General features: G+C 55.8%; 23 protein-coding genes and 1 pseudogene. 11 read left to right on the plus strand and 13 right to left on the minus strand.

The annotated features are described in order from the left end of the window. Window positions 1-463 precede the first annotated feature (463 nt). From NKH28_RS31485 to NKH28_RS31495, 3 genes are all read right to left on the minus strand, one after another. The gene (locus NKH28_RS31485; protein WP_352981158.1) at window positions 464-1,075 is read right to left on the minus strand and encodes a glycoside hydrolase family 19 protein; all 612 of its coding nucleotides are present in this window, start codon (window positions 1,073-1,075) and stop codon (window positions 464-466) included. 100 nt (window positions 1,076-1,175) lie between these two features. Then, the gene (locus NKH28_RS31490; RefSeq protein WP_352981159.1) at window positions 1,176-2,834 is read right to left on the minus strand and encodes a hypothetical protein; all 1,659 of its coding nucleotides are present in this window, start codon (window positions 2,832-2,834) and stop codon (window positions 1,176-1,178) included. 1 nt (window position 2,835) lies between these two features. Then, a complete protein-coding gene (locus NKH28_RS31495; RefSeq protein ID WP_352981160.1) occupies window positions 2,836-3,696 on the minus strand; it encodes a hypothetical protein in 861 nt (286 codons plus the stop codon). Window positions 3,697-3,862: 166 nt separating this feature from the next. Between NKH28_RS31495 and NKH28_RS31500 the strand changes: the two genes are divergently transcribed. Then, entirely contained in the window at window positions 3,863-6,169 is a 2,307-nt protein-coding gene (locus tag NKH28_RS31500; RefSeq protein ID WP_352981161.1) for a CHAT domain-containing protein, read from the plus strand. Between the two features lie 521 nt (window positions 6,170-6,690). Here NKH28_RS31500 and NKH28_RS31505 read toward each other — a convergent pair. Next, on the minus strand, window positions 6,691-6,927 hold the full coding sequence (locus tag NKH28_RS31505; RefSeq protein WP_352981180.1) for a helix-turn-helix domain-containing protein: 237 nt from the start codon (window positions 6,925-6,927) through the stop codon (window positions 6,691-6,693). A gap of 215 nt (window positions 6,928-7,142) precedes the next feature. Here NKH28_RS31505 and NKH28_RS31510 point away from each other — a divergent pair, with 215 nt between their 5' ends. Both NKH28_RS31510 and NKH28_RS34580 read left to right on the plus strand, forming a co-directional pair. Further along, complete coding sequence (locus NKH28_RS31510; protein WP_352981162.1) at window positions 7,143-7,793, plus strand: hypothetical protein; 651 nt, start codon at window positions 7,143-7,145, stop codon at window positions 7,791-7,793. Between the two features lie 24 nt (window positions 7,794-7,817). Further along, a complete protein-coding gene (locus NKH28_RS34580; RefSeq protein WP_502906687.1) occupies window positions 7,818-8,315 on the plus strand; it encodes a Y4oE-related protein in 498 nt (165 codons plus the stop codon). Between the two features lie 82 nt (window positions 8,316-8,397). On the opposite strand, the gene NKH28_RS31515 is transcribed toward NKH28_RS34580, so the two are convergent. Together NKH28_RS31515 and NKH28_RS31520 are read right to left on the minus strand one after the other, a co-directional pair. Beyond that, the gene (locus tag NKH28_RS31515) at window positions 8,398-8,649 is read right to left on the minus strand and encodes a toxin-antitoxin system HicB family antitoxin (RefSeq protein WP_352980028.1); all 252 of its coding nucleotides are present in this window, start codon (window positions 8,647-8,649) and stop codon (window positions 8,398-8,400) included. Next, the gene (locus tag NKH28_RS31520; RefSeq protein WP_352981164.1) at window positions 8,646-9,047 is read right to left on the minus strand and encodes a putative toxin-antitoxin system toxin component, PIN family; all 402 of its coding nucleotides are present in this window, start codon (window positions 9,045-9,047) and stop codon (window positions 8,646-8,648) included. Before NKH28_RS31520 ends, NKH28_RS31515 begins: the two co-directional genes overlap by 4 nt. A 240-nt stretch (window positions 9,048-9,287) precedes the next feature. Between NKH28_RS31520 and NKH28_RS31525 the strand changes: the two genes are divergently transcribed. Together NKH28_RS31525 and NKH28_RS31530 are read left to right on the plus strand one after the other, a co-directional pair. Further along, window positions 9,288-9,440: a hypothetical protein gene (locus NKH28_RS31525; RefSeq protein WP_352981166.1), complete on the plus strand. Its 153-nt coding sequence runs from the start codon at window positions 9,288-9,290 to the stop codon at window positions 9,438-9,440. A 24-nt stretch (window positions 9,441-9,464) separates the two neighbouring features. Further along, window positions 9,465-11,123, plus strand: a complete 1,659-nt coding sequence (locus NKH28_RS31530) for a recombinase family protein (protein WP_352981167.1) — start codon at window positions 9,465-9,467, stop codon at window positions 11,121-11,123. 94 nt (window positions 11,124-11,217) lie between these two features. Here NKH28_RS31530 and NKH28_RS31535 read toward each other — a convergent pair whose 3' ends face one another. Next, window positions 11,218-12,378, minus strand: a complete 1,161-nt coding sequence (locus NKH28_RS31535; protein WP_352981169.1) for a Fic family protein — start codon at window positions 12,376-12,378, stop codon at window positions 11,218-11,220. Window positions 12,379-12,801: 423 nt separating this feature from the next. On the opposite strand from NKH28_RS31535, the gene NKH28_RS31540 reads away from it, so the two are divergent. The 3 genes from NKH28_RS31540 to NKH28_RS31550 are packed head-to-tail and all read left to right on the plus strand — an operon-like array spanning window position 12,802 to window position 16,771. Then, complete coding sequence (locus NKH28_RS31540) at window positions 12,802-14,112, plus strand: N-6 DNA methylase (RefSeq protein WP_352981170.1); 1,311 nt, start codon at window positions 12,802-12,804, stop codon at window positions 14,110-14,112. Beyond that, complete coding sequence (locus NKH28_RS31545) at window positions 14,109-15,854, plus strand: zinc ribbon domain-containing protein (protein WP_352981171.1); 1,746 nt, start codon at window positions 14,109-14,111, stop codon at window positions 15,852-15,854. Before NKH28_RS31540 ends, NKH28_RS31545 begins: the two co-directional genes overlap by 4 nt. Continuing rightward, complete coding sequence (locus NKH28_RS31550; protein WP_352981172.1) at window positions 15,851-16,771, plus strand: hypothetical protein; 921 nt, start codon at window positions 15,851-15,853, stop codon at window positions 16,769-16,771. Before NKH28_RS31545 ends, NKH28_RS31550 begins: the two co-directional genes overlap by 4 nt. A gap of 161 nt (window positions 16,772-16,932) precedes the next feature. On the opposite strand, the gene NKH28_RS31555 is transcribed toward NKH28_RS31550, so the two are convergent. From NKH28_RS31555 to dut, 4 genes are all read right to left on the minus strand, one after another. Further along, a complete protein-coding gene (locus NKH28_RS31555) occupies window positions 16,933-17,736 on the minus strand; it encodes a hypothetical protein (RefSeq protein ID WP_352981173.1) in 804 nt (267 codons plus the stop codon). A 112-nt stretch (window positions 17,737-17,848) separates the two neighbouring features. Further along, window positions 17,849-19,726: an ORC-CDC6 family AAA ATPase gene (locus tag NKH28_RS31560; protein ID WP_352981174.1), complete on the minus strand. Its 1,878-nt coding sequence runs from the start codon at window positions 19,724-19,726 to the stop codon at window positions 17,849-17,851. Beyond that, window positions 19,723-20,598, minus strand: a complete 876-nt coding sequence (locus tag NKH28_RS31565; protein ID WP_352981175.1) for a phosphoribosyltransferase-like protein — start codon at window positions 20,596-20,598, stop codon at window positions 19,723-19,725. The genes NKH28_RS31560 and NKH28_RS31565 overlap by 4 nt, the downstream gene beginning before the upstream one ends. 14 nt (window positions 20,599-20,612) lie before the next feature. Beyond that, window positions 20,613-21,116 carry a dUTP diphosphatase gene (gene dut, locus NKH28_RS31570; protein ID WP_352981176.1) on the minus strand — a complete coding sequence of 168 codons (504 nt, stop codon included), beginning with the start codon at window positions 21,114-21,116 and terminating at the stop codon, window positions 20,613-20,615. 370 nt (window positions 21,117-21,486) lie between these two features. Between dut and NKH28_RS31575 the strand changes: the two genes are divergently transcribed. Further along, complete coding sequence (locus NKH28_RS31575; protein WP_352981177.1) at window positions 21,487-21,786, plus strand: hypothetical protein; 300 nt, start codon at window positions 21,487-21,489, stop codon at window positions 21,784-21,786. Between the two features lie 74 nt (window positions 21,787-21,860). Here NKH28_RS31575 and NKH28_RS31580 read toward each other — a convergent pair whose 3' ends face one another. Next, window positions 21,861-22,127, minus strand: coding sequence for a conjugal transfer protein TraD (locus NKH28_RS31580; RefSeq protein ID WP_352981178.1), 267 nt, complete (start codon window positions 22,125-22,127; stop codon window positions 21,861-21,863). Window position 22,128: 1 nt separating this feature from the next. Then, window positions 22,129-22,455: a conjugal transfer protein TraD gene (locus NKH28_RS31585; protein ID WP_352981179.1), complete on the minus strand. Its 327-nt coding sequence runs from the start codon at window positions 22,453-22,455 to the stop codon at window positions 22,129-22,131. 172 nt (window positions 22,456-22,627) lie between these two features. Between NKH28_RS31585 and traA the strand changes: the two are divergent. Then, window positions 22,628-25,672: pseudogene (traA, locus tag NKH28_RS31590) on the plus strand (Ti-type conjugative transfer relaxase TraA). 129 nt (window positions 25,673-25,801) lie between these two features. Further along, entirely contained in the window at window positions 25,802-26,017 is a 216-nt protein-coding gene (locus NKH28_RS31595) for a helix-turn-helix transcriptional regulator (protein ID WP_032998854.1), read from the plus strand. Window positions 26,018-26,192: the final 175 nt, after the last annotated feature.

The following is a 26,192-nucleotide window of genomic DNA, read 5'->3' on the forward strand; positions in this document are numbered from 1 at the left end:
GCTCTGCTCGAGCCGAACGACGCTCAACGCGAGCGCGACGACCGGTTCTTGATCTCTACCTCACCCCATGCGCCCATCCCGCGCAGCGGGTTCGTTCGTCGGCTCAATTGAGACGTTGATGCGTTGCGCCAAGTGTCAGCTCATGGCGCAAATGAGATATAGGCGCGCGGCTTCATTTTGCTGCCAGCGAAACGGTCGATTTTCGGATAACGCCGACGTCTGCAAAGACGCTTCCGGACACAGATGCTCGTGCGGAACAAGTCCCCTGTCGCCGATCGCGCCCGCTTGGTTGCCTTGCGTGCCAGTCCTAGCACCGCAGCCCCCGCCCAGTTCCTGCTGAGACTAGCTGCGTCGAGCGTGCCGCTCTTCTCTTACAGCGGAGTCTCAGCGGCATGGGGATAGGCGCCCAGCTCTGGACTCCGCGCCCCTGGATTTCGCGCGTCTGGTAGCGTTACGAAATCACTCATATCGTGTAACTAATTGCCGCGTAGTATTTCAATGCATAGCTTGCTACCAGGTCTGCCTTATCCTTGCCATTTATGATTCTCCTCGCATTCACCCAGTCGGCCTTGCTGCCGTCGAAATAGTCGGGCAGTCCACGCCCCGTGAATAGTCCTTCGATCATACCTTCAAATAGGATCGCTGTCGCAAAATCCGGCTGAAGAACTAAATCGGGATTCGAGATAAGGTCGACATTGAGAAGTCTCGCCCATAGCGTATAGTTGCCTCTACCGGTGAGCTGGACGAAACCGCGCCCACAAAAACGGACTCCATCGCCCCTTTCGGTGTTGCTAAGTCTTTTCGCTATGTCGGGACGTTGTCCTTCGCGGTCATACATCTTGAAGAAATACGTCGGCCCTCCAAATTCTGTAATGGGTAGCATGGTTCTGCCGGTCTCATGATGTGCTGTGCCCAACGCGTAGGCCAGCCATCGATCGTCCCGCGATGCATAACTTTGGTTCCACTTGTCTAGTATGGTGATTAGCCCACGAGCCTGATTTGTAGACAGGCGTCCGTCGAACAGATGGAGCCGGACAAAGTCGAAGAAAAATCTCGAGTTTAGTTCTCCTGACATTCCGCCCCCGTCCAGAGAATCAGCGTTAGGCAGCTGTTGATCCGTTCAAGTGTTACCACGTCCAATTGTCTCAAAGCTTGCCATATGACAGAATATATATCTACTCCAAATTTACATCTATGCTTACGCTGCTCTTCTTGCCAAGTGCCTTTCCAACTCTTAACTCTACATTGGTTTTATCTTCAGTCATCGAGAATGTCTTACGAGGATTACCCTTGGAATCTACTTCATCTACAGGTATCCAACCAGAACCAAGACAAGATTCAACACCACTTGCAATTTCCTTGAGCGTGCCGGAAGCCGATTTGCTATCAACGAATGGTTCAATGTAACATGAATAGTATCTGCTGCTCGGGACTCCGGCGTCAAGTTCCTCTACCGAACACCGGTTCCAACCGCTAAGTTGGACTCGAGCCGTCCACGAATACTCCGTCCTTGGTCCAAGAATTGAGCTGAACTGACCCGTTGCCGATTGTATTACTTCCTTGAGTGTCTCACAGTAATTTTTTGGTATGTCCGGACTTGGTGGGTTTATATTGTCACTGCTGTCGACGTTTTCCTGTTCGCCATTTGCGGTATCATTTGCCTGATCGTCACTGGGTTCCGATGGAACAGCCTTCACGATTGCGTCTAGTTTTGATTGCAACTCGCCTAAAGCTTTGTTATTCGCGACGTAAAGCTGATATTGCGGAGCGCTTTCTGCCTTTTTGAGCTCAGGGCTTCCTTTTCCCACCTTCGCCTCGATTAGTTTCAGTCCCTTGTCTCTGATCGTGATCGCATTGTCGTTGTCCGCCTGTCGAAAGAGAAACTCTGAGATATCGATCAGTCCCTCACCGGCTTGGAGCGAGCTTACTCCGAATTCTTTCTCAACCTTCGCCTGCCAATTCCACAAGGATTGTAGCGCATCATCGTCAGCTAGACCCATGATCGCAGACTGAACCGACGCATGGGCTTTCTCATAATCCTGATCCTTCATAGCGAGCTCAATCGTCCAAAGCGAGATCCTTCTGGCCGCTTGCGGGTCCGATAGAAAAACACTTACGGCCGAGAGGGTCGCTAAAAGGGCTGGGCTGTCGTGACCAACAGAAGATGCATGCACGTCAACTGCTCGTAGAAAAACGCGATCGGCAGCACTTTCTTTCGCGTTGCCATAATATTGCATGCCAACCGCGGAGAACGTCCGAGCGAGCATCGAAGCGAGCGCCGGTTGGGTCTCAGGCCCAAGTTGATTGAAGGCGGCGACTGCTTCGTCCAGATATTTCTCTGAATTAACTAGATCTGTTTTCGTGAGTGCATCAGTCGCAAGGATCAGGTTTGCCAAGACTGTCGCTGACGCCAAGTCTTTTCGGCCTCTGAGTGTCGTCAGGATATCCCCGGCCTGTTGAGCCCCGGTTGGTTGGTCGCCACCAAAGAACTGGACGAATGCGATCCCCACACGGCAATTTAGTTCTATAGCAGAACTCATTGGCTCGAGTTTGGCTTGCTCGCAGGCACGGTCGAAGTCAATCTTCGCCTGGGCTTCATCGTCCATGAGTATGGATGCGTAGCCTGCCCGATTATGCCAAGAGGCGGCGTCAAGGTTGTTTGTCGTCTGCTGAGCATCGATCTTCGCGCCGGCTGCGCGAGCAAGGTCACGCGCAGCTATCAGATCATTAGCCCTCAGCGCGTTAGCGAAGCTGGCCACTTCATCATCCCCTGCATTGCAGTAATTCGCCGCGATTGCCATACCAATGACAGTGAAGCCGGCTAGCAGGGTCATCTTAGCGAGAAGGGTTCTCCCATGACCAGCCGCTATCGACGGCATTAAACAAGGCTGGCAGAACTGCCTTTTGAGACTGGATAGAGGCGGGTGTAAATGGAAGCCATTCATATTTCACCTCAGTGTCAGATTGCCCACCTAGAGTGGCTCCTGAAACTCGTATCGGCACGAAAGCAGGGATAAATGCGAGAGGAACTGGGTCCTTGTCCACCACCGTGATGCTATGCCCCTGTGTAATGGCCGCGGTGATCCCGACTTCGACGGGAATTCCACTCGCCGCTGTGGCAATCTGATCGGCCCGAGCCTTGAGGTCGACGGCGGCCCCATAGATGATAGTCACTCGCCTCTTACCGCGGTATAGGCTGCCAATAATAATGGGCAATTCATCGCCGGGCTTTGCATCTGCTTGCGCTATTATTCCCTGTGCTCTCGGACAGGTAGTTGCCTGGTAGCTGCGTGTGAAGTCACCCTCTGCCGCGGTCTCTTCAATGACGTTTTCAAAATCAACATCAACGGACGTGGAAAGTGTTCCCTTGCTGGTCAGATCAAAGACAGATTTGAGTCGAAGCCAGAATCCAAGTGATGCCTCAGTCGTATAGTGCAGACGGGGTAGTGTGCTGGAAGCAGACCGTAAATCGAGACGAGGAAAACAAGTCTCCGTTCGATCTAAAAGGCGGGTCATTTTAGTATCCCAAAGATCTCCAACCCGAAAATTAGCTCCAGCGTTGTATAATGGAACGACTCCATCATTTATCGACGAAAATCCTTCACGCACGACCGCTTGGTATTGTCTAACCAGGTCGTTTCCTTGAGTATCTTCCGCGCTCGCTTGTAGTGCGACCAAAAGAATCGCGACAGTCAAGCTTCCGACAGAACTGCGCAAGCGCATCATCGCGGCCAAGCTTTATCTGGGTGCAGTTTCAGATTGATTTTGATTAAATCACTCTTGCGGCGACTCGTCAATCCTGCGTAAAAGATAGTCTTTAATAACTTCTAAATCTGGGGCTTCCTCTTGATCGGAGGGCTTTATGAAAGAGAGCGCAAGACAGTTCATTTTGGGGCTAGCATTTGCCTTCTGGTCGATGCCTTTCGGGACCAGTAATGGGGCAGAAACCGCTATTGACTGCGCAAAACTTAGGACCACGGTAGAAGCCGCGGCAGATAATTTCGGGCCTTCAGAGCAGGGATTCGACGATTCCCTTTCAGCGTACAGGTTTCTGCCCACTGGCAGTTGCCGCTTGAATTCGAATGGGGACCAAAAGGTCCTCAATTGCGATACCGATGTAGTCGATCAGGCCGCTGCGGAGAGTCAATTTGGCCGTTTCCTGGACGAAGTGATTTCGTGTCTGGGCCCGGAGTGGACGTCCAATTCCGCGGGTACGGGGTCTGTAACTCAGCTTGAAGATAGAAATACTGGAGTCACCCTGCTCTTCCAAATCGCGACTAGCTTGCTTACGGAGCCAGAGCCTCGCAACGGCTATTATGTTTGGTTGCAAGTGAAGGTCGGTGCTGTGCCACGGCACCAAGGTAGTGGCAGCACTGAACCGGAGTCAGTGGTGGAGCGGCGAAAAGCTGACATCGGCCGCCTTCCGGATTCAGATCCGCAGAAACTTGAAGAGCTGGAGAAAGCCGCTAGAGATTATAGCGAATCGGTTGACGATCTACCGGTAGGGTTGTGGTTTATCAGGGAAGCCGTAATACTTCACAAGAAGCAGATTCGGGGAATTGTCGGCAACCACAGCATGTCCAGCTTCGATGACTTACAAATGTATCGCGGATATTTTGATAGTGACCTTCTTTTAAATATAAAAATAATTTTACGATTAAATAATGGAGTTTTGACGAAGGAAGGAGATATTGATGAAGTGCTTGACCTGATTCAATGGCGGAGAAGGGCTCTCGCCTCGGAGTCACTTAATAGATCCGTTGATAGGCACGAACTTCCAAGCGAGATTCGCAACCAGGCTGATATCTTGGAGCTAGCTCGAATTGAATGGCGCCGGGCCGCGTCGGCATTAACTCAGGCGCGCGTGCAAGGATCGGCCGATATCTCTGACCTTGTTCGCCGACTTAATGTGGCAGAGGCTTCGTACCATGCGGCAAGCGCTCAGTTGCTGGCTTCAGGGAGTGCCTATGGAGATATTTACAGCGCCCAAAGCATGAAACTTTCAGACATACGCCGGGCCCTAAGGGACAATGAGACAATAGCGATATTTATTGCCGCTCAGTTCGATGGGCCTTGGGTTGTTGTCGTCAATCGTGAGTTTGCCGCGACAATGGATTTGACGAGAAACAGCGCCAATGCGTCAGGCGAGCTCTCAAAGGCAATGCGGCGGTTCCAACGATCCTTCTCGGAGCTCAGTGTTGATTTTGACTATGCCGATGCGGGCTTCATCTACGATACTCTGTTCGCGCCTTTCGCGACCGATCTTACGGGGAGTTCGCGACTAATCCTAATTCCTGACGTCTCGTTTCCGGCGATCGCATATCAAACTTTATTGACGAGCCCAGCAGACAAGAACACTGACGGAGCTCAGCTGCCTTGGTTGGTGAGAAAGTACGCAATAAGCCTTGCATTGAGTGTGCAAAGCTTTGTTGCAGTCCGGGGCCATCCAAACGAAGCGCGTCAGGCTGACAATTTTCTTGGTTTTGCTGATCCGGTGTTCGAGAGAGTAGATCCGAATTGCCCGGGGATATCCTTGTTCGATGAACCTCCGAATAAGGGATCTCAGCCCGCAGACGTGCTTTGCCCGATTCCTGAGACTATCGACCATGTCACGTCTCTCTCCCAGGGCCTAGGTGCCGATCCTGCTAGGTCAATCCTATCAGGACAAGCTTTCACGCAGAGTGTCGTGCTTCAACGGCTTCGAAAGCCTACTCATGTGATAGCGTTCGCCACGCATGGACTCGTCACGGATGAGGCCAGAAGAATAGCGGGTCTGCCCGAGCCCGCGCTTCTCGTGTCACCATCGCACCAAGTCGGTGCTAGCGATAAGGATAGGTGGCTGACAACCGATGAAATAGAGACGCTTTCAATTGATGCTGACATTGTTTTTCTATCGGCTTGCAACACCTCCGCTGACGGAGAGCGCGGAGGTGAGGCGTTTTCTGGGCTTGCCCGTGCTTTCTTCCAAGCAGGTGCACGTGGCGTGGTTGTTACAAACTGGTTCATTGATGTATCCAGTACAGCGAAATTTCTGTCAATAATGAAACGTTACTGGAAGGAATTCACCTTTGGTCAATTTCCAGAGATTCTCCAGAGTACAATGCTTGATAGTTTAAAGATAAACTCGGATCCGAGGGCTTGGGCAGTCTTTACTTTTGTGGAGGGGTAAGCTGCAAGGCTGATCGATGGTGCCGGTTTTATATTGTGCTTGGGTCTGCACCTCTCACGGGAGGTCGGTGGATTGAGGCTGAGTCGCATTGAGCATGGCTCAAGTTCCGTTGTATCAGCGATCCACCCGCTTGGCGCAAACCAGAAACAGTTTCCGAACACAACTGATGTCAGGTTACGGTCGATTGCCGGACACAGATGTCGCGTATTGACTTCCTGCCACGCCTGCGCGCGCGCGTTTCCAGCAATCAAGATGCCGATGACCAGCAGGAATGCGACCCGAACCTTGAACATCATGCCCCCACTTCTCTGCCTCAAAACAGGAGGCCGAAAGCGGCGGTTTTCGGGCATGTGTCTGAATAAGGTCGGTCATGGTCGGTCTGAGCGCTTCGCGACAAATGGCAGCTATCCTACCGCTGGTACCTGAAAGCGGCCTGTTCAGAATCGGCCCCAAATGAGGCGTTCAATCTCGCCCATTTGGGCCACTAGCCGCACATGTGCGACGGCTCAAAAAGCCCATTGTCATGCGCCAGCGGAACGCTGTGACAACCGAACACCAGCCCCGCCACCGTTCTCCGGAATGAATTCGATCCCGGCCGCTTCGAAGACCGTACGAATTGCAGCGATTGTTGAATTCTTTAGCTGTTCGCCTCTTTCCAACCGCGCGATTGTATCGGGAGATACGTTTGCATTTAGGGCTAGTTCTCGAGTTCCCCAGCCCAACGCGACACGTGCCATCTTGCACTGAACTGCATTCATTTCGTAACCGTGGTACGATTCTTGTTGATCCATCGCCGCTTTTTCAATATCGTACCTCTGATACGATTTTTCGCCTGAAAGCGGCTGCTGTTGGTGTGCAACCACCCTCAGCAGCCTGACCAAAACCCAAGCTGTTTGGAGCTCGGATCATGGCTGATTCCGACAATAGCATGACTCTGCCTTTCGTCACTCGCAGGCGAGTGCTTGCGGGAGGGATGATCACGTCCACGGCCTTAGTGCTTGAGAAAAGCGCAGTTGCCGGCAATGAAGCGGCAGCGAATATACCCCCCGACCCAGCGCTGGTGCTTTGGCGGGAATGGGAGACAGCCCACAAGCTGAGCGAGCGGCTTTGCCGCAGGCAGCAGCGCCTGGAGGCGAGACTTATCTCGAGCGTCGGCTTTCCTTGTGTGACCGTGTGCCTGCCCGAGGGTGAGGACGTGACGGTTCACTCGATCGAGGCGCTCAATGAAGTGCTCGGCAAGGGGCCGGATATGGCGGCTCTCCGGGAGACGGCAGAAGCCGATTTCGCGGCACATCAGGCACGCTGGGATGCGGCTGCCGAGGAGACCGGCTACACCGCAGCACTCAGGGCCGAGCGCGAGGCTGGCGACCGGGCACAGGATCTCTTGGAGGCGTTCTCAACCACCCCCGCCACGACCCTTGCCGGTGTGGCGGGCAAGCTCGATGCCACGCTGCGCGAGGGTGAGGCGTGGGAGGAATGCTCCGAGTTCCCCTGGCCGCAAATCCGCTCGGCGCTCAGCGATCTGGTGCGCATCTCCCAGCAGAACATGCCGGAACAGTTCTTTCACGGCGAGCAGCATCGCAAGCTCCGTGGGCGGCGGGCTGGCTGCTGTTTCCGCGCCTGAAGACGAAGAGGGAGGAGACGAGCTATGAAAAACCGAAAAACCCAACTTCTGGCTTCAGCGGAGAACCCCTCAACTTGCAGCGAGGCGCCTGCCTCCCATCACCCTTCAACCGTGAGGGAGTCATCTCACCATCCGACGGCGAGCGATCCCAATGTGCTGGACGCCTTCAGCCGCGACGCCGCCTTGCAGAAATGGACCGTGCCTGAAGCTGCAGAGGCAGCGAAAGCCCTGTGGGGAAAGGCACCCGCGACCGCAATCGCATGGTGTGCCTTGTCGGCGCGTGGGGAGGGGCGGACACAGGAGTACCGATTCTGGTTTCGGGTGTTCTCCTATTTTCAGGCGGGTTCGCCCGATTCCGAAGCGGAAGCGCCGCCCGGCATGGTTCGTCCCGGCTTTTCCCATAGAGAAGGAAGAGATTGTGTCCGACGACGAAACTGCCTGCTTGTCGAGAGAACGCCGGACCGAAGCCTGCCCGTCAAGGCCAGAGCCGCTTCGCGATGGCGCGTGCCGCGCCAGCCTTGACCGGCAGTTTTCGGCCCAACGGATGCTCCAGACGCAGGCAAGCCTCCGGCACAAGCGATACCGCTCCACCCCTCAGGGTGTGTTACTCCGGCAATTCGTCGCCCTTGGTCGGCGCCTTCCCTTTGCCCGCCCGCTTCAGGATGTGCAGCGCCTTGGGGATGTCGGCACGGGCAGCGCGTTCCTGAAAGTAACTTTCCGTGCGCAGCGCCGAAAGCTTCTCAGCGACTGCCACATTAATGAACTGGTTGAGCGGCACGCCTTCGCTCTCCGCCACCTTGCGCGCCTCATCCAGAAGCGAGAGCTGAAGCCGCAGTGCGAAATTGCTTCTCCTCATGTCTTTCTCTCCAATCGTCTCAGCGCCTCGCCCGGCGACAGGACCAAGATGCCGAAGCGCTCGGCCACTTTGCCGAAATCGCGTAGGTTGAACGTCACTATAGCATCCGCCCGTCCGTTTACCGCAGCTTCCAGCACCATGTCGTCGTCCGGGTCGCGCACGGCGGGTCGCCAGAGGAAGAGAAGGCGAACCGGCTCGGCGACGGCCGCCACGGCATCTAGCAACGCGTTCACATCCTCGGCCGACAGGCCGGAAGCTTCAAGGTGCTCGGGCCTTGTCATGACCGCCTGGTACTCGATCATCAACGTCACCGAAGCGATCAGCGTCAGCCGGCGCTCCAAAGCCGCCACCAGCAGTTGGCGCGAGGCGCCAGCGTCACTTCGGATCGCAGCCACCATGATTTGCGAGAGGGCAGATCTTTTGGCAATTTGGCCTGGCTTCGGAATTCCCAAATCGCAGTGCTCAAGTATTTGCACGCCACACTACGACCGCGCGGCAACTGAACTTGTCTTGCGGATCACCACGCCGCTCAATGCGCTTGATCTACACAGAAGAGTGGGCATGCCATGGTGGACGAGGCCATACCTGGTAACGATAGTGCAAGCCACGACTACAGGGCTGGCTTGTCGGCACGACACATGGCTGAACGAGCCGTCCTGTCGATCGCCCGTTTGTTGGGTCGGCGGGTTGCTCGGGAGCATTTCGAGGAATTGCAGGCGGCCAACGACAACAAAGTTCATCGTCCTGAGAAAACACTGTCAGAAGGAGAGGGTGAGGACGGCGGACATTAGCAAAGAGAGGAAGAGGAGCGGTTCATGACCCGTGTCGCGCTGTATGCTCGTTACTCATCCGACAACCAGCGCGAAGCCTCTATCGAGGATCAGCTGCGGCTTTGCCGAGAGCTCGCGGCCAGCGAGAGGTGGACTGTCGTTGGAACCTATGCCGATGCCGCGATATCCGGGTCAAGCATCATCCGTCGACCAGACATCCAGCGGCTTCTCACCGATGCTCAAAGCGGGCAATTTGAGATCGTTCTAGCCGAGGCACTCGATCGCCTGTCACGCGACCAGGAAGACGTAGCCGGCCTCTTCAAGCGGCTGCGCTTTGCAGGTGTCAGGATCGTCACTCTCTCTGAGGGCGCCGTAGACGAACTGCACGTGGGCCTAAAAGGAACGATGAACGCATTGTTCCTGCGCGATCTTGCCGCCAAAATCAGGCGGGGCCAAAGCGGCCGCATATTGAACGGCTACAACGCCGGCGGCCTCTCCTACGGCTATCGTGTGGTCAAAAAGCTCGATGAACGCGGCGAACCGATCCGCGGTCTACGCGAGATCGATGAGGATCAAGCCGAGGTCGTACGTCGGATTTTTCGGGAGTTCGCGGCTGGTCAATCGGCGCGTACGATAGCTGCAGGCCTCAACAAGGAAGGTATCCCATCACCGTTTGGGGGTGCGTGGGGCGCCTCGACCATCAATGGCAATCTCAAGCGGAGAAGCGGCTTTCTCTACAACGAAGCCTATATCGGGCTGCTCGTCTTCAATCGTCTCCAAATGCGCAAGGATCCCGAGACTGGGAGGCGCATCTCGCGGCCGAATCTGCCGGAAGCCTGGCAGGTCGTTGAAGTGCCGCATCTGCGTATTATCGACGATGGGCTGTGGGATGCGGTGCAAGCCCGCAAGAAGCTTTATGGAGGCATGAAGCTCCATCACCGCCGACGGCCGAAGCACATGTTCTCGGGGCTTGTGCGGTGCGGCCGCTGTGGCGCTTCCTATACGGTGAAGAACAGAGACCAGCTTGCTTGTGCCGCGCACCGTGAGAAAGGCACTTGTACCAATAACAGGACGATCCGTGTTGGCGAGCTTGAGAAGCGTGTGCTTGAAGGCATCCAGCGGCGGTTGCTGGCGCCAGATGCCATTGCGGGCTTCCTTGCTGAATATCATGCTGAGCATAAGCGACTGAACGCCATGAACCGCGAACGGCAAAGGGAAGTCGAAAGGCGGCATGCCGGCATCGACAGGCAGATCGCTAACATCGTCGATGCTATCGCTGACGGTGTCGCGACGACCAGCATGAAATCGAAGTTACTGGACCTCGAGCGCGAAAAGGAGAATCTAGCCCGAGAGCTTCAGGCGATGGCGGCCGCAGAAAGCATTGTAGAGTTTCATCCGGCAGCGGTGACGGTTTACCGTCGGCAAGTATCCGAGCTCCAGGACGCATTGCAATCCGATGAGTGTGAGCGGCACGAGGCGGCGAGGATCATCCGCTCGCTGGTCACGGGGATCGAGATCATTCCGACGGAGAGTAGGGGACAGGTTGAGCTGAAAGTCCACGGTGCGCTGGCGGAGCTTCTCAACCTGCCAAATCGAAAGCCGGGAGAGCCGCCTAACGCTGCATTGATGGTAGCGGGAGACCGCTACATCGCTAGACCCACTATTGAAGGGGCATTCTTTTGCTATCGGAGGCACGCGGCCTAGTCTGAAGTTCCTCGAACTACGTCGCGGAAGCATCACGGAAGCAGTTGAGCGTGCGTTGGGTTAGCTTAGACCGATCCCGTCGCGACAGACGCGACTAGCCGGTGACCGCCTTGAGGATGAGGGCCTTTAGCGGGGCAAAATCGCCTCGATCTGCTGTTTGCAGGGACATATAGTACGGAACGCCACGGTCAAGACGGCTCATGTCGACATGTCCGAACCTGTCAAGGCACTGCTGCATTAGGATACTGCGCGCGACACGACCGTTTCCGTCGAGAAAGGGATGGACATACAGTATGCCGTGGAAGAGCCGGGCGATTGCATCCATCTGCTCATCCGGCGTTCGTGCAGCGGCTATACTGGCTCGCCACGTCCCACAGACCTCATCTAACAGCCTCGGAATATCGGCAGGCGCTGGCGGGCTGATGGTCGGATCCGCCGGCGCTGCGCTTGCTTTCTTGATGACGACGTTTTCGGTGCGCAGTTGGCCAATGATGCGCGGTGGCAGATCGAAGCAGACAAGGCGGTGAACCAGCAGCACCATTGCAGGATCGAGTTGTAAGGTTATCTTCGCCACCGCCCGCTCCGATGAAATCTCGCCGACGGCGAGAGGGTCCAAAGATCGGACCGAATCGATGGACAGATTCTGCGCTTCGGCCATAATACGCATTGTCTGCGCTGCATTTGCCTGTCCCCGGCGGATTTGATTGATGTGACTTAGAACGGCTTGCAGATGCTGGGTCTGCTCCGTCATGAGATCGGCGAGCTGATTTTCACGGGTTGCAAAGAAGGCTACCTGCTCATCAGCATTCATGGCGATATAGAGATAGCCGACGCGCAGTCCGTATCCTTCCGGCGAATCCAACGCGCCGCGAATGCGTTCCACATCGTAGATTTCACATTCCTGCTTCGAGGCAGTCGCTTCACCACGTAGTTCGTTGCGCTGCTCGCGGGTCAGACGTTGGTTTGTCATGAAGACGAACCCGCTACGCCTGTGCACCTGCGCGTTGGTCAAATCATGCAGGAACTTGCGCTTGACGGCGACGAAGTCTTTTTCTGTGCTCGGAAAATAGGCTGCGCATACCCAGAAATAGCGCCCGCGCTCGCACAGGATGTCGGCGCCATCGTCAGGGCCTCCCAGCGGCGCCTGAGGATGGACGTTCGTGTACTTCTCTAGCCGGAGAATGCCGGCGACAAGCCGCTCGGCTTGGGTCGGACCAGACCGCCACTCCCTAAGTGCTGTTTCCGTGCTGGACATCCCGAATCTTACCTTGGGATCGATGCAATTATCCAGAGGTGAATTGGGACAGATATTAGCGTGATCTGTCGATTAGACTCCCGGCTTTGTCGCAAGTCCACTCGATATCTCAGGGGTAGAGCAGCGGACTTGTTTGCGGGAACCTGTGACTGCCGCTTGCGCAGAAGCGGTTGCCACCGCCAACTCATTGTAGACTCCATCTAGGAAGGCGGGAGGAAGGGCAGCGTCGGCGGAACAGAGCGGGAGCGGTCCCACCGTCTGAATCGGGTGTGTGTGGAAGCCGGACAATGGGTTCCTACAGGAGTCATGCCCGCCTCTAGAGCAAACATCTTACCCAGAACCTCCAGAGGCATCGACGAAGTTCTCGGAACGAGGTGTTTGCATGACGAAGCCTGTGTTAGGAAGCTTTAGGGAAGTGTCGACTTGCGCCGCCTTGCGTCCATTTCTGCCACGGATGCAGTGTCGGGATTGCGACGAAGTGAGCAGGCGATTCGTGCGCGGGTTGATTTAGGCGATAGAATGCTTCAGGGGTTGGGAACGAGAGGTGATCCGTTGGGACGGTTTTATACCGACCCCCTAATTGGACAGGCTTTTGTGAGCCTATTCGATCGCCGGCACGCGACTTCAATTCTAGACCTCGGTTCGGGAAGAGGTTCGCTGACCGTCGCCGCAGCGCAACGATGGTCGAATGCTCGGATTCAGACAATCGACCTCGACCTCGATGCTGAGAAGTACATCCGACTTGGTATGGCTTCTGCCGGCCATCAAGCACATGAGCACCTTGTCGCTGATGTACTCGATGAGGATCTTCCCGAAAAGGTCGGACAATCCCGCTTCGATCTGGCGGTATGCAACCCTCCCTATACGCGGGTTCGATGGCGAAATGGGTTTGCGCGCATCCTCGCGGATGCAGGAATGAACCATCTGCACGCGGTCCCGCCGACGGCCCTTGGTTCCGATATCATGTTTGTCGCCCAGATCCTTCGCCTGGCAGAACCCGGAGCTGAGATTGGAGTAATTGTCCCGGACGGATTGGTCTCCGCTAGGCGATCACTCGCCGTCCGACAGGCGTTGCTCGAACGCCTCCGTGTCATGCGCATCGTTCAGCTGCCGCGTGGCTCCTTCCGAGGTACTGAGGCTCAGGCTCACGTCATCGTCTTCCGGAATGAGCGAGGGCGAGGTGACCCGGTCGAAATCAGCAATATCGGCATCGACGGAATCTCTTCTCCGATCCCTGTCCGGGCGGAGGATGCCGCATTCAGGATGGACTTTAGCTTCTACAAATCGACCAAGATTGTCAGGCGAGGCTTTACGCTCCGCGCAATCCAAGCAGAGATTGTCAGAGGCTCGCTTTCGTCAGCTGCGGCCCGCGCATGCGGCGAGCCGGTTTTTCACACAACCGGGTTTGATCAAACTTCGCCCTTCACATACCGTCTTTCTGGCCAGAGCCTCGGCGCGGATCGCCCTGGCAGACGCATTGCCGAGCCGGGCGACATTTTGCTGGCTAGGGTTGATCGCGAACTGCAGCGTAAGATTTGTGTCGTGGCACGAGGTCGGGCGCTCCTCACGGACTGCATATATCGCATCCGCGTACCGGCTACATGGCGCGACACTGTCGTTCGCAGCCTTTTGTCCGAGGGCGGTCAGGCGGCCCTTCTACGAGTTTCACGAGGCGTTGGCGCGCGCATGTTGAATAGAGAGGATCTCTTGGATTTGGAGATCGAAGCTCAATGACCGGAACACCAGACGTGGACGATCAGGACTTTGATGAGACCTTAGATGATTCTTTCGAAGAGCGAGCCGACCACGTCGAGGAGAACGTCATCAAGTCAGGAACGGCAACAGGCGATCAATTCGACGAGATCGTGAGGGTCCTTTGCGCACGCGGTTTGGTGCTTCTCGTAGGTCCTCGCGGATGCGGAAAAACCCACCTTATGCGATACGCTTGGCTCGAATGTGTCGAACACAAGGACCGACCTTTCAGCGTCTATACATCCTTGAACAGGTACCTGAGCCTCGAACCGCTTTCTAGAGCGCGGACCGATGCGAACGGACTATTCCATTCTTGGGTGCTCGCGCGAATCCTAGAGGGCGCTCAGGAAACCTTCAGGCGTGTCGGCGGCTCGTCCGACTACGATATCGGCACAGAGTTCGGCCTCGAAACCGGGCGGCTTGCAAAGCTTGTGAAGGCTCTTGAGCGTAACTTCCAGCTCGATCCCGTCGACGAGATGGTACATCGCGAACTGTCCGTCGAAGCTGTCAAACGAGTCCTTGCGGACTTAGCTACGAGGAGTGGTCGGACGCGGACCGTCCTCCTGTTGGACGATGCGGCTCTCACCCTGTCGCCGGCATTCATGACGGAATTTCTGGACATTCTCCGGGTGATCAAGTCGCCTGAGATCGCCCCGAAATGCTCGATCTATCCTGGCACCACGGTGTTTGGAACCCGCTTCCACGCTGACCATGAGGGTAGAACCGTCTCGGCGTGGGCTGCGGTCGACAATGCAGGCTATGGCGCCATGATGCAGACGATTGCGGAGCGTCGCTACCCAGAAGGGCTCAGCGGGATTGCGCCCGAAGCGAGAACCCTTCTGCAATATGCCGCGTTTGGTATTCCCCGAGCATACCTCACACTTCTCAGGTCGGTGCAGGCGGCCAAGCCGACGAAGTCGAGCATGGGATCGACGGTGACCAAGGTGATCCGCGCGCATCGCGACAATAGAATTCGCGAGTTTCGGTCTCTGGGAGAGAAGGTCGTAGAGCTCAAAACACTCATCCGCGTTGGCGAGAAGTTCTTCGACGGCGTCGTTGCGGCGATGACTGCTCGCAATGAAGAGCTCAAGGGCAAGCGTGAGAAGGCCACGGTATTAGGCATCGAGGCCAAGGAATTCGACCCCCTATCGAGTCGAATGGTGGATCTCCTAGCTGAAGCTGGTCTGCTTCACAGGGAAGAAGAAGTGTCGCATGGGCGCGATCGGACGTATCGGCGCTTCACCCCGCACCTAGCCGCTCTGATCGCTGAGCGAGCGTTCTCGCCCGGTGAACGGGGTACATCACTCGGAAACATCGTCGAGTTCATCGCCCGGCCTAACGAAAAGCATCCGGTTCGGAGGAACTTCACGACGCTGTTCAGCGCTCAAGGTATCAACGAAACGCTCAAACTCGATCTCCCTCCCTGTCAAAATTGCCAGACCCCAAGGAATGCTGAGAAGCAGAAATTCTGCCAGAACTGCGGGAGCAAGCTAGTCGACGAGTTGATTTACAATCGCATTATGGCGATGGAGATCAACGGCGTTCCTGGCCTCACCGAATTCCTGATCAGGAAAATGGAAAGTGCCAACATCAAGACGGTTGGTGCGCTGCGAGCTCTACAGGACCCGGGTACCGAGCTCAGAAAGATCCATTCGATTGCCCAAGCACGTTCTGATCGAATTCTCACCAAGGTTGAGGACTACGTTGACGAGATGATGTCATGACGGCAATCGCGATCCGTCCCCTTGTCGAGGTCCAGCCCCTTCCTTCCATCGATACAACACAGCTCTTCATACACACCAATGAAGTGTGGAGCCCCATCGACAAATTCATTGCGAACACCAACGCCATCAACGTCATTTTGGCTGGCGCCACTGCAAACAGGGTTCCCTCACCGGAGCTGTGTTCCATCGTCCTGCTGGGATACCTTTCGGCAGTCGAGACCTATTTCAGAACATTGCTTAGTCGGCTTGCCCACATTGACGAACTGACTATGGAGGCACTTGGACAGAAACAGCTCCTGTTTTCCGTGGCAATGAAACGTCCCCGTGAGTCCCTTGCGGAAGCACTCTATGAAGACTCATTCGCCTCGGTGAAGGAACTTAAAGCGCGCCTGGGCGAGATCGGGATGACCAAGCTTCCGCCGGAGATCGACGCCGCGCTTGGAACCTACGAGAGCATCTGCCACGTCCGCCACTGTTGCGTGCACCGCTTCGGATACCTTGGCAATAAGAATGCCAACGACCTTGGTATGTCGAAACACCACCATCTTATTGGCGGTCTATTTTCCGCATCGACAGAAGATCTTGACAACATTGCTGATGCGCTGCAAGTATTTGTGAAGACGTGCAACAATCATATATTTAAATTCGTAACTGATCGTACTGTTGCTGCGCAGATTGGTTCAAGGCAGGAATTCGAATGGGGTTGGAATTGGACTTGGAAATTCAAAACCGATAAAAGGCGGTTCAAGCCGTATTACGATCTATTCGCTCTTGTTGTCGGCCGCCCGTCGAGCGTGGCGATAAAGGACGCTTACATGCAATTCAGGGATTCTAACGCCGCGAAGGTAGCCGCAATGACTGGTCGACGTGATGCGACTGGCCGTGCTGCTCGGCGTGAGGCCGAACGCGATGATTAGCACAAGTTGTCCATGGTGAGTTGGGCGCCCTCTTGTCGCAGTAACTACGAGGCCACCCGCGCTAGCCGTAAGTTCGTCAACAAAAAGTGGGTTTCCTGAGCTAGCTTGGAAAACCAACTCCGCGGCTAGGGGCCGTATCACGGATGTCTGACGAAAATGCTTTAGCTTGGTTCGAGAAATTCAGAAACGTGGTAGACGTGACACCTTGAAGAACCGGATGTTCGTGACGGCTTTCTTACTGGGTGATCGTAGACGAGTTCAACGTTCTGGTTCCTAAGCGCATACAAAGCTGCACCAAGAGCGTGCGGTTTGGTTCCGATTAATGCGACTTGCAAGAAGATGTTCGGCGCTAGTGCTTGTAGACTTGCAAGCTCGGCAGCCACGGAAAACGGACATGCCGCGTCCATAAATCGAACATTCTCCCATGCTCGAGTGTCGTCTAGCGTGTTCGCATTTCCTTGATAGGTATGAAAAGGATATTCCGGCTTAAACCCAGGAACGCCTATAAAGGGAAAGACATTCTTACCCTCTGGCTGAAGCGTCTCAACCATATAGCGGAATCGAGTTCCCTCGAATCCCAGCAGGGGCACTGTGAATAGTTTCAAATTTCGGTTTGTCGAGAGCTTTGCGAATGTGGGGATAGGCGCGATTCCACGAATACGCTCGCTCAGATCGAAAAACTCACTCGGGCGTGGGCTGTTGGTGAACTGATATTTTTCAGGCTCGGCATAAATGCACCAAACGTCTGCACCGCTCTCGATCGCGTTTCGCAAAAGCGGCATCCAGACATGGTGGCTTAGCCCAGTGATATCGATGTAGATTGGTCGACCGACTATTGGAGCGAGTATCCGCTCGACGTCAGGCTGACTATTGCCGCGAATCTCTTGGGCGTCCTGTCCTAGGCGGAATTGCGATATGTCGTCGCACTCTACAATTTCAAATCTACTAAGTTCGGAGTTATTCATCCAGCTAGTAGGGATAGCGCTTCTCTCTTCTAGAAACTTTCCATGAAATAGAGCGGCGCCTCTTAGAAAAATCACATCCGCACTCGACGTATATATACTCGAAGGCCACGACTTAAGCATTAGAAGCGCCAAAATAGTCATCGAATAGCATTAGTTGAGTCGGCATTTGCTGTTCAGCAAGGGAGCTTCTCTCTCGCAGAAGGCGCTTGATAGTGACCTGAGGTTGCCTAACCATGTCTGCGATGTCTTGCTCTGTCAGATCGAGTTTGCGCTTTCGGCGATGACTAAAATTGAAGAACGGTGCAAAGATCGGATGAGGTGAATAATCCCACTCCCTGATATCCGAATCGGTAGCCAGTTTGGTACCTGGCGATCTGACCAGAGCCAAATGCATTACACCGTCTCGCAAAAGGGCTGAGGCAAACTCGATGGTCTCATGCGAGAGTGTTCGATTGCTTCGCAGCTGGAATTGGTTGCACTCAGGAGCTGAGCCGGCGGGGTTCATGGACAAGATCTGAAAAAGACGTCCAAGTCCGAGCAATAATTTCACCAACTGTACACCTCGAACAGTTACGCCCTCCAACTCAGTCAAATATTGAAGTCCGACCTGCCGCGCCGCCTTCGTCTGGTCTTCAAAACTAATCGAAGAATTCACTGGGTTGCCACCGGCGAGGTGCCTTGCCAGACTCTCAGTGACCAATTGCAAAAAGAATCTTAAGTTATTTCTTGAAATCAATGAAAATACATCAGTACCACAATAGTATTTGGATATTTCCGCTCCTTTTCCGGTTATTGAAAAAAGATATGCGTATTTATAATTATGATACCGATCTTTTTGCTGCGTTTCACCTGCGGCATAAAGTATCAATTCTTTAAGCGCTGCGTCAAAATTCCCTTCATTTAAAGAAAGAAACACGTACATCTCAAGATTCTTTAGGCTTAAGACTGCGTCGTTTTTTCGAGATAATAGGTACTCACGGAAGCCTTCTAAGTGTTTATCAACTCCGAGCATATCTGCCTCCCTATCCTGAGATAGGGCCGGCAACAGCCGATCGAGAGACGCGTGATGCTCTGTGAATGAAGAATCCCACGCAGCCAACCGCGCCTCACAAACCTCACGCGCAAGCTTCGGGAACGTCTCACTGAGGCGGTTCTCGATATTAATTAATTCGTAATCGGCAGGATTAACAAGATATTCGTTTGGATTAAGAGTGGACCTTACTCGCCATCCTAGCTCACGCACTCCAATTTTGAATACATAAGAACCGCTAGAATGTTTAACCAGGGTATTCATTATTTGCTGTTGATAGTCCAGATAATTCTCGTACTCATCTAGTATTACGTAGAATATCTTGCCATCAAGGAGTTTTGTAGTTCTTAATCCAGAAGCTAATAGATCAATTGGAACTTGTAGCAGTGATAGCGTTGGCTCCGGCAGTGATACATTGTTAATACAGCGTTCAATTGCAGCGAGTGCATCGCTGACGCATGATCGAAGCCCATCTTCGCTGCTGACATTGTCATATCCAAATGAAGCAGCGACTCTTCTACAGGTTTTGACATCAATGGTTTCTGACGATGCCGATTGAGATTTGTGCCAGTCGAATGCCGCTAAGAGCATCTCGCAAATTTCTACATTGGTATAATGTGAAAAAATGCGGCGCCATTGCTCTGGGGTTCGAATCGAGCCCTCAAACGCGGATACCCGCGTGGTATTGACCTTGTGATAGAGGCCCACAAAATCCGAGGCTGCAACATCTGCAAATCTGTCGCCAGCCAGCGCAAACTGCCCCTCATACGACATGCATCGGAGTGCCGTGGTCTTACCGGTACCCCGACCGCCAATCAAAACGCATGGCCTATGGTCCTTGAGTGAGGGAAAGTATGCGGGCTCGCTGAAAAGTGAAAAGAGCTTTTCCTGTAGCCACTCGGCCCTGAAGCTGCCGAACAGGCTCTGTAGGGAATTTGATTGATCCTGAAGAGCTGTCATGAACTTCTTCTCATCAACGGTTTCCAGCCATTCAGTTGGGAGAAATAAATGGGGAGCGAAGCATCTGGAATGGAATCGTGTACTGCCAGGGAAAGCCCTAGGCAGTGGTATCCCCGCCAGTCGTTTTGGCCTCCGTCCTGTGCGACGAAACCAGCCCTATTCCCGGTGGTCTTCATAAATTGGAGAGCGTCGTTGATATTCATTCCTTCCCAGACAAACGCCTCAGGATGGGTGGCATTGTGCCTCGCCGATATGATGTGAGCGGGAACGATGCAGAGTGGAGCAGCATCTCGTTCGAGATTTATCTTTCCTGACTCGGTGCACAAACATGGGCAGTACGCGAAAGTATGTTTTCCAGATACAGCTACGTCCGCGAACGAAAGAATTGAGCCATCAGGCTGAACTCTTTTCCGGGTCCATGTTTGTGTCATTTGATTTCCACTGCCCACAAAATCGTCGACGAACACATAGTTTTCGACGAATGGGTGAAGGCGTAAAGCGGAATCGGCCGTATGGATCTTGTCCTCATTAACACCGAGCGTGTTCCTCACCTTTCGGAGAAACGCATAACCGCTGTCAGCCGGGTGGGGTGCTTCTCCTTCGACGCTAACAAAAACGCACCTAGAGATGTCCATCTTTGTGGTTGAATACGAAATGTTGAGGAAGCGTTGAACAGCCGCTTTAAGCAGAGCGTCAACCATGGTTTCATTAAAGTATGCAAACCGATCCAGCAACCGGTCAGCAAAAGGACGCTCATCGGACGTGAAGTTTTCCCGCCAACGTTCCGTTTCAAATCGTTGCGAAATGGGCCAAACCTGAAACAGACGAAAGAACCGTTCCTTTTCCGATAGCAGGTCAATCGTCGTCGTCATTAATTTCCCACGAGTCAGTCGCCTGTTGCGTCGCCGGTTGAGCCAAAACCACCTAACCCTCGGCTGGTGGCACTAATCGCAACAGCTTGGCGTAGACGAACCGGGACGCAGGAAGCAACAACAAACTGCGCAATACGGTCGCCTCGTCGCACGTTAAACGCATCCTTTCCGTGATTGAAAAGCAATACTAAGATTTCTCCTCTGAAGTCGCTATCGACAGTTCCAGGCGAGTTCAGAACGACAACTCCGTTGCGATACGCCAGGCCAGAACGGCTACGAATTTGGCCCTCATATCTGACGGGCAATTCAAAGATTAAACCCGTTGGAATCAGCTTTCGTTCTCCGGGCGCGATCTCAATAGCGTCCTCGCCAATAGCTGCCCGAAGGTCAAGGCCGGCTGAGCCTTCAGTGGCGTACGAGGGCAACGGCAACCCAACAGCATGCGGTAGCACCACAACGTTGATAGGCAACAAGGGGCCATCTGAAGACAATTGCTCACCGTAACCAAACTCTGCCATCGGGCAACCACCTCCAGTCTATCCGCCCTTCGACTGACCGATAACGTGAAACAAGCGGACCGGCATCGTGCACGCGACTCTACTCCCGATGCAACGCAAACCTTGCACGCGCCCCGTCATAGCGGCGTTTCACGCACGTGCCCCGCAGGCCTTCCCAACCCAAGATATCTAAAGCGCAGCGGCAGAACTCATGCTCAAAACTAGGCGCTTTGATGCAATAGAATGTGCGCAATTATCCGACATTGCGTTACCGCCTTAAACGGTGGCGAGCTCATGTTGACCAAGCGAAGAGCGCGTCGAGGGCGAATACAAGTCATGAGCTGAGCATCGGAGCCAAGCGCTCTTGTCGTCGCCAGGCGCTCGTGAACCGGTGCTGCTGACCTTTTGGATGGTGGAAACCTCCGCTGGTAACGGCGAGCGTCGCGTGGTGCAGCCCATTGCCGTTAAGCAGGACGGCACGCGCATCCCAACGATCGAGCGTTTGGGGGAAAAATATTTCCATGCGCCGGCGGCCCCGCCAACGTTTCAACCAGAGGAGCGAGCGGACTTGTTCGCACAAGCCGTCGAGCCGACCTTGCAACGTGAACTAAAACACAAAGGGGCGGCGAGCGGCGACGGTAGTTATTCGGCGGAGTTGATTGGTTACGTTGAGATCGCAGGTGCTGGATGAACCATCTAGCTTGCGATCCCCGCGATGGCGGCCAGCGCTGCGATAATGGAGGTCTCCGCGCTGCCCGCCATCGGTCATTCCCGACCTCGCTGTTTCTGCGCGACGGTATGCGTCCCAACTTTCCGTTCCACTGCGAACGCCTCTGTCCCCTTTTCAGCCCAGAGCGTGAGCGCGTGTTCACCGTGCTCGCTTCGGAGCTTATCGGCCATCCAGACGAGTGCGCCGTAGATGGTAGCGCGATCGTCATTGGTGAGCTCGATAATGCCTGCCTTGACGACGAGGCCGCCGAGTTCGATCAGATGTCGGGTGCGCTTGCGACGCTCGACCTGCCACGTGCGCATGTCATTGCGATCCTGAGCCGCCTGCCGGCGATTGTGTGCTGCCTTGCTTCGCTGGATCGCTTCGAACGTTGCGCTCAGATGCCGGAGCAGTTCGCCGGGACCCGCTTTCGAAAAACATCACTCCACGCTTGGCCCATGCCTCACGCTTTGAGGTGTCTTTCGTCTCAGCGATTGCGACCAGCGCGCCGGCCAGTTCGTCGGCACTAAGCTGATCAGCACCTGTGGCGATAGCCAGTTCGCCAAGCTGCTGCACCTTTCGCGTCTTGAGCTCTCGCGCTTTGTCTTCCAGCGCCTTCAGTTCGGCATCGAAGTCCCGTGGTTTGCGCATGGCTGTCTCCATCGATTATTGATGCGGCAATGATAGGCGAGCGTCCGCCGGAATGCTTCAGGGTCGCCGAGACAGCCCGGGACGGGCTGGTCCATCCCGAGAATTTTTCGAGGGAGGGCGCGCTTATACGTCGTGCCGACGTGCGCTTTGACGTGCAAATGATCCTGTCGCGATGGCGATCTATCATCTTCACGTCAAGGTCATTGGCCGCAAGGCAGGCTCAAGCGCCGTGGCGTCGGCCGCCTACCGCTCGGCTTCGCGATTGCGTGACGAGCGGATCGAACGCAGCCATGATTTTTCAGCCAAACGTGGTGTCGTCCATTCCGAAGTGATGCTGCCTGCGAATGCACCCGAAGCCTGGCGCGGCCGCGAACGGCTGTGGAACGATGTCGAGGCGTTCGAAGTCCGCAAGGATGCGCAGCTTGCCCGCGAGGTCGAGTTTGCGCTCCCGCGCGAACTCAGCCAGGCGGAAGGCATCGAACTGGCGCGCGACTTTGTACAAGTCGAGTTTGTCAGCCGGGGCATGGTGGCCGATCTCAATGTGCATTGGGACAGGGCGGAGGATGGCAGCCCCAAACCGCATGCCCACGTCATGCTGACCATGCGGTCCGTGGACCAGAACGGATTTGGTCCGAAGGTTCGAGACTGGAATGCTACCCAGATGGTTGAGCGCTGGCGCGAGCGGTGGGCGGAGCTGGCCAATGAACGGCTGGCCGAACTGGACATCGACGTGCGCATCGATCATCGCAGCCTGGAAGCGCAGGGCATTGCCCTGGAGCCGCAGACGCAGATTGGTGCGCCAGCCCAACGCATCGAGAGCAGTGGCCTGGACGCTGGCGACACTGAAGCAGATCGCGCCGAACTGCATCGCGAGATCGCACGCAACAATGGTGCGCGCATTATTGCCGATCCATCCCTGGCGCTCGATGCCATCACGCATCAGCAATCGACCTTCACCCGAAAAGACATTGCGAAGTTCTCGCATCGCCACAGCGACGGAATGGAGCAGTTCAACGAGGTGGTGGCAGCCATCAGCAACGCACCCGATCTGGTCGAACTCGGCCAGGACGGACGCGACGAAGACCGTTTTACCACCCGGCAGATGATCGAGACCGAACAGCGCCTTCACCGCGCTGCGGAGCGTATCGATTTGGACGAGCGACACGCGGTGAGTGAGGCACATCGCGACGCAGCGCGCGCGGGCTGCGCAACGCGGGCTTGTCCTGTCACGTGAGCAGACCGATGCGCTTGCGCATATCACCGATGGTCGCGGTCTTGGTGTCGTTGTCGGCTTTGCCGGAACGGGCAAGAGCGCCATGCTGGGCGTCGCGCGCCAGGCATGGGCAGCGGCGGGCTACGAGGTTCGAGGTGCGGCACTCTCCGGCATTGCCGCCGAGAATCTCGAAAGCGGATCGGGCATCTTGTCACGCACCATCGCCAGTATGGAACATAGCTGGGGACAGAACCGCGATCTGCTCACCGCCCGCGATGTGCTGGTGATCGATGAGGCCGGCATGGTCGGCACGCGCCAGTTGGAGCGCGTGCTTTCCCATGCGGCGGACGTTGGCGCAAAAATCGTCCTCGTCGGCGACCCGCAGCAATTGCAGGCAATCGAAGCCGGCGCTGCATTCCGCTCGATTCACGAGCGACACGGCGGCGTCGAAATCGGTCAGGTGCGCCGGCAGCGCGAGGACTGGCAGCGTGATGCCACGCGCGATCTGGCAACCGGCAGGATCGGCGCCGCGATCGGCGCCTATGACGCGCAAGGAATGGTGCATCAGGCTGCAACGCGCAATGAGGCGCGAGGTGAACTCGTCGAGCGCTGGGATCGCGACAGGCAGGCCCATCCAGAGGCAAGCCGGATCATTCTCACCCACACAAACGACGAGGTGCGCGCCCTGAACCAGGCAGCGCGCGAGCGCATGCGCGCTGCTGGCGATCTCGGCGACGAGGTTCAGGTGGATGTGGAACGCGGCCCAAGAAACTTCGCCAGCGGCGACGGGTCATGTTCTTGCGCAACGAGCGCGGGCTTGGCGTCAAGAACGGCACGCTCGGCATTGTGGAAGAAGTCAGCAAACAAGGCATGACCGTGCGCACCGATGATGGCAGGTCGGTGCGGTTCGACCTGAAAGACTACGCGCACATCGACCACGGCAATGCCGCAACCATTCACAAGGCGCAGGGCATGACCGTCGACCGGACCCATGTGCTCGCCACGCCGGGCATGGATGCGCATGGCAGCTACGTCGCACTGTCGCGGCATCGAGACAGCATGGAGCTGCATTATGGCGGCGACGACTTCAGTACGCGGGACCGGCTGGACCGCACGCTGTCACGGGACCGCGCCAAGGACATGGCGTTGGATTACAAGCAGGTCGACTCAGCGCAGAGCTATGCCGAGCGGCGCGGCATCACGTTCCGCGAGCGCGTGGTCGAGATTGTGCGCCGGATCGTTCCGGAGAAGCTGCGCGACAGGATCGGCGGATTGCTGGACGGGTTGCGCTCGCCCGCAGACGGCGAGCCCATGCAGGAACGTGGACCTGGGCCGGGAAGGGAGAGTGTTGGGGTGCGGATCGGAGATGCAGACGCGACGCCCGGCAGAGTAAATCTCGCCACCGGAGTGCCACGCGCCGCGAATGTGCCGGTGGACGCGGAAGCGGCGTTGCGAAGCGCTCGTACGAAGGCGCTTGTTCGTCACGCACGCGCTCTCGACGCGATATCGCACAACGGAGATGCGGATGGGCTGGGCAGTCCCGAGCAGATGTGCGAGTTGAGGGATGCACGTAGCGCCTTCGAGAAGGTGCGGCCGTATGGCTGGCGCGATGCCGAAGCGGCTTATGTGAAAAATCCCGAGCTGGTTCGTGAAGCGGGTGCCGGCCGCGTCAATCGAATCGTGCTTGCTCTCCAGCTTGAAACGGAAATCCGCACCGGGATGGACATCGATCCCGGCCGCCGCGCCGACCGTTTCGTCGAACGCTGGCAAAAGCTCGATCGGACGGGACGGGAGCAATATCAGACCGGCGACATGTCCGGCTACAAGTCAACGCGTTCGGCCATGTCCGATATGGCCAAGAGCCTTGAACGCGATCCTCAACTTGAATCCCTACTGGCCAATCATAAGAAGGCGCTTGGCATCCAGGTCGAATCCGGCCGGCGTCTGGGTGTGGAACTCGCTTTCAACCACGGCATTGGCAGCGGCCGTGGCATAGGAATCTAAACCCTCCGATTCGCCGCCGTTTTCACGCCCCAGATCGACGCGATGACAAATCTGATTGCGCGGCGACCTTGGGTTGTCCTGTCTGGTTCCAGCAGGTGCCAAATGCTCTGAGCGAAAGACAAGGCAGCCATGCCTGAACTGGATCGTATCATTCGCCTTAAGACCGTCCTCGCGCGGACCGGCTTGTCCCGCTCGACGATGTACCGAAAAATCGGCGAAGGCACGTTCCCGGCCCAGGTCAAGATCAGCTTAAACGGTGCGGGATGGAGGGAGTCGGACATCAATCGGTGGGTCGCTGATCCTGTCTCATGGCACACCAATGCATCACGAAAAAACAGCGACTAGTGGCGGTGGAGTGGCAGGTTGCGCCCATCGTTGAACAGTCCTCTCTGATGTAAGTTCAACGACTGGGAAGAGGCCGACGAACGAACCCGCTGCGCGGGATGGGCGCATGGGGTGAGGTAGAGATCAAGAACCGGTCGTCGCGCTCGCGTTGAGCGTCGTTCGGCTCGAGCAGAGC

Origin of the sequence: Mesorhizobium sp. M1227 (genome assembly GCF_040318315.1) — a bacterium.
In the GTDB taxonomy this organism is placed as follows: domain Bacteria; phylum Pseudomonadota; class Alphaproteobacteria; order Rhizobiales; family Rhizobiaceae; genus Mesorhizobium.